At 62.7% G+C, this 6622-nt stretch carries 9 protein-coding genes; 2 read left to right on the top strand and 7 right to left on the bottom strand.

Annotated features, from left to right (window positions below):
• Positions 1–356 precede the first annotated feature (356 nt).
• The 4 genes from WB528_RS17030 to WB528_RS17015 all read right to left on the bottom strand — a co-directional run bounded on the left by WB528_RS17030 (position 357) and on the right by WB528_RS17015 (position 2564).
• Positions 357–626 (bottom strand): hypothetical protein, encoded by a 270-nt coding sequence (locus WB528_RS17030; RefSeq protein WP_423889576.1) that lies wholly within the window; start codon positions 624–626, stop codon positions 357–359.
• Between the two features lie 309 nt (positions 627–935).
• Positions 936–1535, bottom strand: a complete 600-nt coding sequence (locus WB528_RS17025; protein ID WP_423889575.1) for a hypothetical protein — start codon at positions 1533–1535, stop codon at positions 936–938.
• A 157-nt stretch (positions 1536–1692) separates the two neighbouring features.
• The gene (locus WB528_RS17020; protein WP_423889574.1) at positions 1693–2355 is read right to left on the bottom strand and encodes a hypothetical protein; all 663 of its coding nucleotides are present in this window, start codon (positions 2353–2355) and stop codon (positions 1693–1695) included.
• A gap of 20 nt (positions 2356–2375) precedes the next feature.
• Positions 2376–2564: a hypothetical protein gene (locus WB528_RS17015; RefSeq protein ID WP_423889573.1), complete on the bottom strand. Its 189-nt coding sequence runs from the start codon at positions 2562–2564 to the stop codon at positions 2376–2378.
• A 413-nt stretch (positions 2565–2977) separates the two neighbouring features.
• Between WB528_RS17015 and WB528_RS17010 the strand changes: the two genes are divergently transcribed.
• The gene (locus tag WB528_RS17010; protein WP_423889572.1) at positions 2978–3964 is read left to right on the top strand and encodes a hypothetical protein; all 987 of its coding nucleotides are present in this window, start codon (positions 2978–2980) and stop codon (positions 3962–3964) included.
• A 34-nt stretch (positions 3965–3998) separates the two neighbouring features.
• A complete protein-coding gene (locus WB528_RS17005; protein ID WP_423889571.1) occupies positions 3999–4148 on the top strand; it encodes a hypothetical protein in 150 nt (49 codons plus the stop codon).
• 770 nt (positions 4149–4918) lie between these two features.
• Here the strand turns inward: WB528_RS17005 and WB528_RS17000 are convergent.
• The 3 genes from WB528_RS17000 to WB528_RS16990 all read right to left on the bottom strand — a co-directional run bounded on the left by WB528_RS17000 (position 4919) and on the right by WB528_RS16990 (position 6358).
• Positions 4919–5332: a DUF1236 domain-containing protein gene (locus WB528_RS17000; RefSeq protein WP_423889570.1), complete on the bottom strand. Its 414-nt coding sequence runs from the start codon at positions 5330–5332 to the stop codon at positions 4919–4921.
• A 201-nt stretch (positions 5333–5533) separates the two neighbouring features.
• Positions 5534–5725 carry a hypothetical protein gene (locus WB528_RS16995; protein WP_422254674.1) on the bottom strand — a complete coding sequence of 64 codons (192 nt, stop codon included), beginning with the start codon at positions 5723–5725 and terminating at the stop codon, positions 5534–5536.
• A 168-nt stretch (positions 5726–5893) separates the two neighbouring features.
• Positions 5894–6358 carry a hypothetical protein gene (locus tag WB528_RS16990; protein ID WP_423889569.1) on the bottom strand — a complete coding sequence of 155 codons (465 nt, stop codon included), beginning with the start codon at positions 6356–6358 and terminating at the stop codon, positions 5894–5896.
• Between the last annotated feature and the right edge of the window lie 264 nt (positions 6359–6622).

Below are 6622 nucleotides of genomic sequence, written 5' to 3'. Positions count from 1 at the left end.
ACCAAGAAGCTGACCGAAGATGAGGCCATCTCTCTCATCTCGGTTGGCGTCGACTTCGGCATCACCCAGGTGGTCGACGGCAATTGGGGCGTCCACGCGGTCATCCGGAAGGATATCTTCGCCGGCGGCGAGACCTGATTCATCCGATCCGACGCGGCCGGGTTCGCCTAGAGTCTGGCCGCGTCGCCGCGCATTGGAAGGTCGAGATCAGCAGTGTTATTTGTGCAAAAGACAAACCGCTCTTGCGAGCAGAGTTAGGTGATATCAAAATCGGCAATCTCGAGGCTTAGTCCAACGGTAAGTCATCACAATGTCCGCCCGACACGACAGCATCGCTGACAGACCATTCAATCGGCTTACCTTGCGAGCGCCATCCATCGCTCGGCGGCGTTGATCGCTGATACGTACAGGCCATCCGTCGGTTGCCCGCGGTGCAAGGCCTTTCCGACCTCGCAAATCGCCAGGAAGGCGCTGGCGCGGGCATCCTCCACTTCCATCGGCTGCTCGCCATTTCCCTGAACCAGCCCGACAAGTCCGTTCAGGATCGGCAACGCCTGTTGCGCCGGCTCCTGTTGCGCCAGCTTCAAGGCTTCGAACACTTTTCGGGCGGTTTCGGAATCGCTCATTTCAAATCCTGGAAAAGCTAGCAAGAAGAGGCGGAGCATATTTCGGTTAAAGGCTTGACGCCTGCTCTGTGCCCCGAAAGCGGAATTCCGATATGGGAGGGGCGAGCGAATAAGAAAAGGCCTCAGGACCTGCGAAATGGAATTTCCAGCGCTTCCCTACATCGCGGTTCCCGACTCCTTCCATTTGCCACCGGGCGCGAACTTGGCGGCACCTCGGGCGTCGCGTTCAACTCCAAGGGCAACATCTTCATCCTCCATCGCGGGCCGATGGGTCGTGGGACGCGGTGGTGAGGGCTCGCGAAGATCGGCTTATTCGCTGTGCTGCGCTCGGGCGCTGACGCCACGTCTGCGCGGCAGATAGAGGATCAGCACGAGAGCGGCGCTCACCGCCACCAGATAGGCGTTGAAGGCATAGCCTGCGAACGTCGCCTGCTGGACCGAGAAGATGCCGAGGATCATCCCGACGAATGAAATCAGGTATGCCGACCGGTTCTCGGTCGCGGGCGCCAGCCACGCTTTCCTCAATGTGGGAAGCGCCGCGGTCGCATCCCCCAGGATGGACAACACGATGGCGGTGACGGGATCGCCGGTGGCGGCCCAGAGCGCAAGCGCGGCGAGCGCGCAGGCGCCGCAGAGATAGTCGAACGGTCCGAGCCTCCACGAACCCGTTCCCCGGGCGAAGGAGGCCAGCACGACGCAGGCCGGACCGGCCCCGACCGACAGCACCACCAGCGTCGAAATCCCGACACCGGCGCGCAACTGCGCGGCAGCGGCGATCAGCGGCACCAGCGCCCAGAGGGACCAGGTGACGCGGTTCGGCGTTGCCTCGCCCTTCAGGATCGCGCGGACGTAGCTGAGGCAGGCGACGAAATTGACGACGGCGCCGATGATGGCGAGAGCGGTGTGCATGGCGCCAAACTCGCACCGATCGCGATGGGGGACAACGGTGCGGGGGCTTATCTCGCCCGATGCGACATTCGGCCTTTCGACCGTCGTCATTCCGGGCTCGCTTCTTCGATGCGCCCCGGACTGACGGTGGCTTGAATCTATTGGGGCCTCGCGGCGATCACTCCGAAAGCCGGACGACCTGCCGCCCGTTGTTCAGGGCCTTGAGCTCTCTGACGTAGTTCTCGGGGCGCGTCCACCGCGACGGCGTTTTCAGTCCCATGAACTCGGCGATGTCGCCGATGAAGCTCGTGCAGTTGCTGATTTCAGCGCTCCACACCGGCGAGCTTTCCTTCAGATGCTTGATGTAGGCGAACACCCGCTTGGCGTCGGCTTCGCTCAAATAAACCTTGTAATGCGCGGTCAGGTATTCCGGGTCGAGATCGCCGTAGCTGGCCCCGGTCTCCGACGGCACCCAGGTGATATAGCCAAGGATGTACCGGTCGACGTCACCCGCCGGCGTCAGGCCGGCCACCTCGACGGCCCGCTCGCTGGTCTTGCCGTACCAGACGAAAGCGTGTCCCCAGCTCGCCGCGGTCCGGGCGCGGAAATCGACGTAGTAGGGGCCGCGTGCGGAGGCCGCTGCCGGCTTTCGCATCGCGGTCCGCGCTGAAGTGGAGTCAGCCGGCGTCTCGATCGAGGCGACCACCTTGGCGTCAGCGCTACGCGCCTGGCCCTCGCTTGCGGATGCGGCGTGAGCCGCGCCCGCAAAGCCATATGCGCCCAGGTCCACAAGCAGGCCTGCAAGCAGACACAGCGCCGCGTGGCTCAATCTGTTTGCCATGCGTCTACGCTTGGTTGGTTTCAGTAGCGGGCGGCGACCGGTCCCTTGCCGTACGGCGCCTTGCCGACCGGGGACTTGCCAATCGGCATCTTGCCGACGGCCGGGGCTTCGGAATAGACCGGCGCGGGCTGCCGCCTCGGAAGGTCAGCGGCGCAAGCCGCGGTCACCAGGGCAAGCGTTGCAGCGGATGCGATCAGCAATTTCACCACGGAAATTCTCCTTCAGGATGGTTGGAACGGGCGCGACGTTGCCCTGGCTCCTTCAGTGCGAGGCAAGGTCAAGCGCCGGAATGGGTTCACAATGCGGCGGAGTCGCGGCGTGGACAAGAACCTCGCGCGGGGCCGACACGAAATCGCCGAGGTGTTGCGTGCGGGCCGCACTACTTTCGTTGGTTTGGCCGGGAGTTCCTGAGATTGTGCGGAAGTTCCCGGTGTGTGATTTATGCGCTCCGTCTCCCGACTGCGACACAACGCTCGCTGAAGGGGCGCAGCAAGGGTTGCGGATATTACCGCAGAGCAGCCTGCGCGTGACTGGACAGGCCTGAAACCGCGCAATTTTAATCGTTTTCGACAGCGAATTGTAACGGCTCTCCTCTAGCGTATCTTGCTCAGGGGTTTCGCACATGTACGTTGTCAAGAATTCCGCGCGCGCACTGATGGTGGCGCTGCTTCCGCTTGCGGCGATCCACGCCGTGCTCACCGCGATGGCATTGCTTGGCGCTCAGGCAACGGCGCCGGCCGACCTTCCGCCGCCCGATCGCGTGCTGGTGTTCTATGTCGTGCAACTTGCCGTCGATGCCGCGTTGTTGTTTTCCGGCCATCGCATGCTGCGCCGCTTGCGCGTCTTCAGCCGCTTCGCCTATGCGGCGATGGGCGGCGTGATGTCGGCGGCCGGCTATGCCATCGCGATCCGCAACAATCTGCAGGTCACCTCTCCGGGTGATGGAATCCTGCTGACCGTCGGTCTGCTGCCGACGATCGCCGGAATGATCTCCGGCTTCCTCTATGGCCAGTTCGCGGGACTCGAGGTCGCGGAGCGTTTTCCAAAACACACCTATGAGGGCCTGGTGACGTCGCTCGCCTTCGACGGCCCGACGCGCGTGCGCACTTCGGTGGCCGGAATCGTCATTGCCGCGCTGATGCCGGCGGCGTTGACGACGGTGCTCTCCGTCAGCTTCGCCTCGATCCTGCCGGGCTTCGCGCATTACATGAGCGGCGGTACCAATCCCGTCATTGCTGCCGCGATGGTGGCGCAACTGTTCCTGACCTTTCTCGTCGCGAGCATCGTGCCGGCGACGATCTTCGTTCTGTGCCTGCATCATCTCGCGCGTGCGCTGGGTCGCCAGCGCGCCTGGGAATATGCCGGGATTGGCGCGGCGGTGGCCGTGATCTGCGCCATTCTGCTGGCGCCTGTGGTCCCGCTGCTGTCGGGATTCACGCTGCTGGTTCTCATGATCGGCTGCGGCGCGATCATGGGCGCGCTCTACCGCAGCTTCGCCGGTCTCGAGCCGGTGCCGCTGCCGGAAGCGGTGATCGCGACCGATCCGAACGCTCTGGTCGGAGCCGAAGATCCCGCGCGCCGTCAGCACAGGGTCATCCTCGGCAATTGAGGCCGTTGCGGCGTTACAGGCTCCGGAGGCGGGCATGAAAAGTCTGGCGGCGGTTGGAGCCGCGGCGTTTATCGCGGCGGCTGTCGCGCTCTGGTTCACGAGCGGGCCGGCTGTTGTCACCATGAAGGTCGAACCTCTCAAGCCAAGCGCCGATCTTCCGGTGTTCAAACGAATCGTGCGATAGGCATGACAAGAGCCATCCCGCGGCGCCGATCGCGCCCGAGCTATGGAGAAATCTCTCGCCCAAAATGAAGGGCGCAGGGAAAGCCAGGTGCGCGGTGAGCACCCATAGCCTCGCGTGCGAAAAATAAAAAGCACACGAGCATAGTCGCCACAGGTTCGCCGGAACACCCGGCCTTCCCTGCGCAATGGTTTTAACGGCTTCCTTCGAGCTCTCCTCGGTGACCGGGCTTTCTTGCCACCGTTGCGGGCCACGATGCTTCAGGCATCGTCGCCAGCGTGACGCCAGCGTCGGGGCGTCAGGACCACACGACTTCTCCGTCCGCTTTTGCGCCGTTCGTCAACGCGCCGCCAAAGCGTCCATCGCATCCCGCGCCCAACGTCCGTGACGATCGCGATACGCCCCTCTTCCCGGGTGCGGGATGGCGCGGGCTTGTAGAGATGATTTGCCCACGGGCAAAGCAGAATATTTTCGTGGCCAGGACTGGACAGTAGACTCAGCGTTGATCCGGTTTGGATAATCAGGTTTTTGGCGCAACCGATTTGCCAGGTTTTCGTCATGGCCTTGCATAGCCGTTCGCGGAACGGCGTCGCTTCCGCTCGCCTATGACCGGCCATCGACGTATTTTTCTTGCATGACGAGCTGGCGGAAAGGCCGGTTTTGCCGGCTACACGAGTGAGGCTCTTGCCAACGCCATCCATCGTTCTGTGACGTCACTCGCTGCCGCGCATAGGGACCGTCGGCCAGCCGCCGTGGCGACTGGCCGCGAATTCCTAGTCGATGATTTCAACCACCCGGTGCGTGCGGGGATCGACGAGCACCGTGCGGCCGTTGACCACGGTGTAGCGATATTCATGGACCCCGTATTCCGGCGGGACGTCGTAGTAACTTATTCCATCGCCGGGCAGGTCAACGCCCACCCGCAACTCGCGGTCATAAGCGTATGATGGATGATGCCTCTCGACGACGTAGTTGTGGAAACGAGGCCGTTGATCGATACCGAGCACACCGTTGACGCCGCCGACAACGCCGCCAACGGCGCCACCGACGATTCCCCCGATCGGCCCTGCCGCACGTTCGCCTTCGCGGGATCCCTTTTCGATACCTCCGGGGACACCTTGGGCGACGGCGGCGGCGGGAATAAACAGCGTCGCCGCAAGCAGCGAGACCATGACAGTTCGTTTCATCGCATATCCTTGTTTGTTTGTTTGTGAGCGCACGACAAGCGAACTGCGCCTGATTGGTTCCCCTCGATCGGCTCGGGCGGAGAACTGACTGATCAGCGGTCGTTTTCCTGGCCGAAAATCGGTCAATTCAGGAGATTATCGCGGCAATAAGGCCGCTACGGGCGAAGGTGCTGCGACAAGGGACTCGCGAGGCGGGACGATCTACTTCACCCTTCGGCCCTTGAAGAAGCCGGCGTTCGTGGTGTTCTGTTTGATATTCGCGGTGTCGCCTTGTTCGTCGGTGTTTTGCGTATGGTCCTTCTTGTGCGACGTGTCTTTCGCCGCTTCGGCATTCTGTGGGACGCCCTTGTTGCTCCGATTTGCGGGCGGGATAGGCGGCATGCGACCGGTCATTTGTTTTTTCCTTTACGGCGTTCAATCGCTCCATCCTAGACCCAAACGCTGCACCGCATGAGAATCTATTTCATTTCCGGCTGCTCGTTGGAGGGAACGTTGTCGGGCGCCGCGAGTTCGGCCGCACTAGCGATGCTGCGGGGCGAGCGATTGTCAGGCCGCGTCAGCTCAGCGTTCGTTCAAACGTTCTCCGGCATCCAGAATCCAGGTCCGGTCGGCGAAGGCGACGTAGATTCGTTCTTGCCCGAGCGCGACGCCAAGCTCGATCGACAGTTCGTTCAACATCGCAGCGATGGCTTCGTCCGGCAGATGGCCGAGGTAGGCGTGGACGGCTTCGCCGGTGAACAGCGCGACCGGTTCGCGGTCGGACCCGACGGTGCCATCCGGACGCGGCCACGCATAGGTTACTTCCGCGCGCGCGAACATGCCGGACAAGGCAGGCTGGCCGGCTTCGACGCGGCGCTTCATCCAGGCTCGCGCGGTGCGTACGGCCTCTGAGACGTCGAAGACACGGCCATCGGCATCCCATCCCTCGCGCAAGCCCACGCTGATGCGAAAATCACGGCGCGGGCCCAACGAGCCGGCAACGACGGAATAATCCTTGGCCTTTGGCGCGGCGGATCCGGCAGTCATTTGTTCTTCTCCATCAGTCGCCAACCTCAAAACGAGGGGCTTGGAGTTCGCAGGGAAACGCTTCGTGCATTTCCCGCCATGAGCGCTGACTTATGCGCCGAGCCTAGCCTCGCTCATCTTGAGGGTGATGATGGCACCGCTCGGTGGCCAATTCGCGGATATCGTGCCGCCAAGCTGATCGGAGAGACTGTTAACGACGAGCTTGGTGCCAAATCCTGGCAGGCCAGTCGGTTTCGACGTCGGCGGGCCGCCGGTCTCGGTCCA

Source organism: Bradyrhizobium sp., assembly GCF_049586575.1.
Lineage (GTDB): Bacteria > Pseudomonadota > Alphaproteobacteria > Rhizobiales > Xanthobacteraceae > Bradyrhizobium.
Note: the sequence above shows the minus strand (reverse complement) of the source record. Positions and strands in the feature narration are given on the sequence as shown.

What these genes read in the sequence shown, in the direction of transcription:
- WB528_RS17005 (WP_423889571.1), top strand. Translation starts at nt 3,999, where the DNA reads ATGAAAAGTCTGGCGGCGGTTGGAGCCGCGGCGTTTATCGCGGCGGCT.
- WB528_RS16990 (WP_423889569.1), bottom strand. Translation starts at nt 6,358, where the DNA reads ATGACTGCCGGATCCGCCGCGCCAAAGGCCAAGGATTATTCCGTCGTT.
- WB528_RS17020 (WP_423889574.1), bottom strand. Translation starts at nt 2,355, where the DNA reads ATGGCAAACAGATTGAGCCACGCGGCGCTGTGTCTGCTTGCAGGCCTG.
- WB528_RS17000 (WP_423889570.1), bottom strand. Translation starts at nt 5,332, where the DNA reads ATGAAACGAACTGTCATGGTCTCGCTGCTTGCGGCGACGCTGTTTATT.
- WB528_RS17025 (WP_423889575.1), bottom strand. Translation starts at nt 1,535, where the DNA reads ATGCACACCGCTCTCGCCATCATCGGCGCCGTCGTCAATTTCGTCGCC.
- WB528_RS17010 (WP_423889572.1), top strand. Translation starts at nt 2,978, where the DNA reads ATGTACGTTGTCAAGAATTCCGCGCGCGCACTGATGGTGGCGCTGCTT.
- WB528_RS16995 (WP_422254674.1), bottom strand. Translation starts at nt 5,725, where the DNA reads ATGACCGGTCGCATGCCGCCTATCCCGCCCGCAAATCGGAGCAACAAG.
- WB528_RS17030 (WP_423889576.1), bottom strand. Translation starts at nt 626, where the DNA reads ATGAGCGATTCCGAAACCGCCCGAAAAGTGTTCGAAGCCTTGAAGCTG.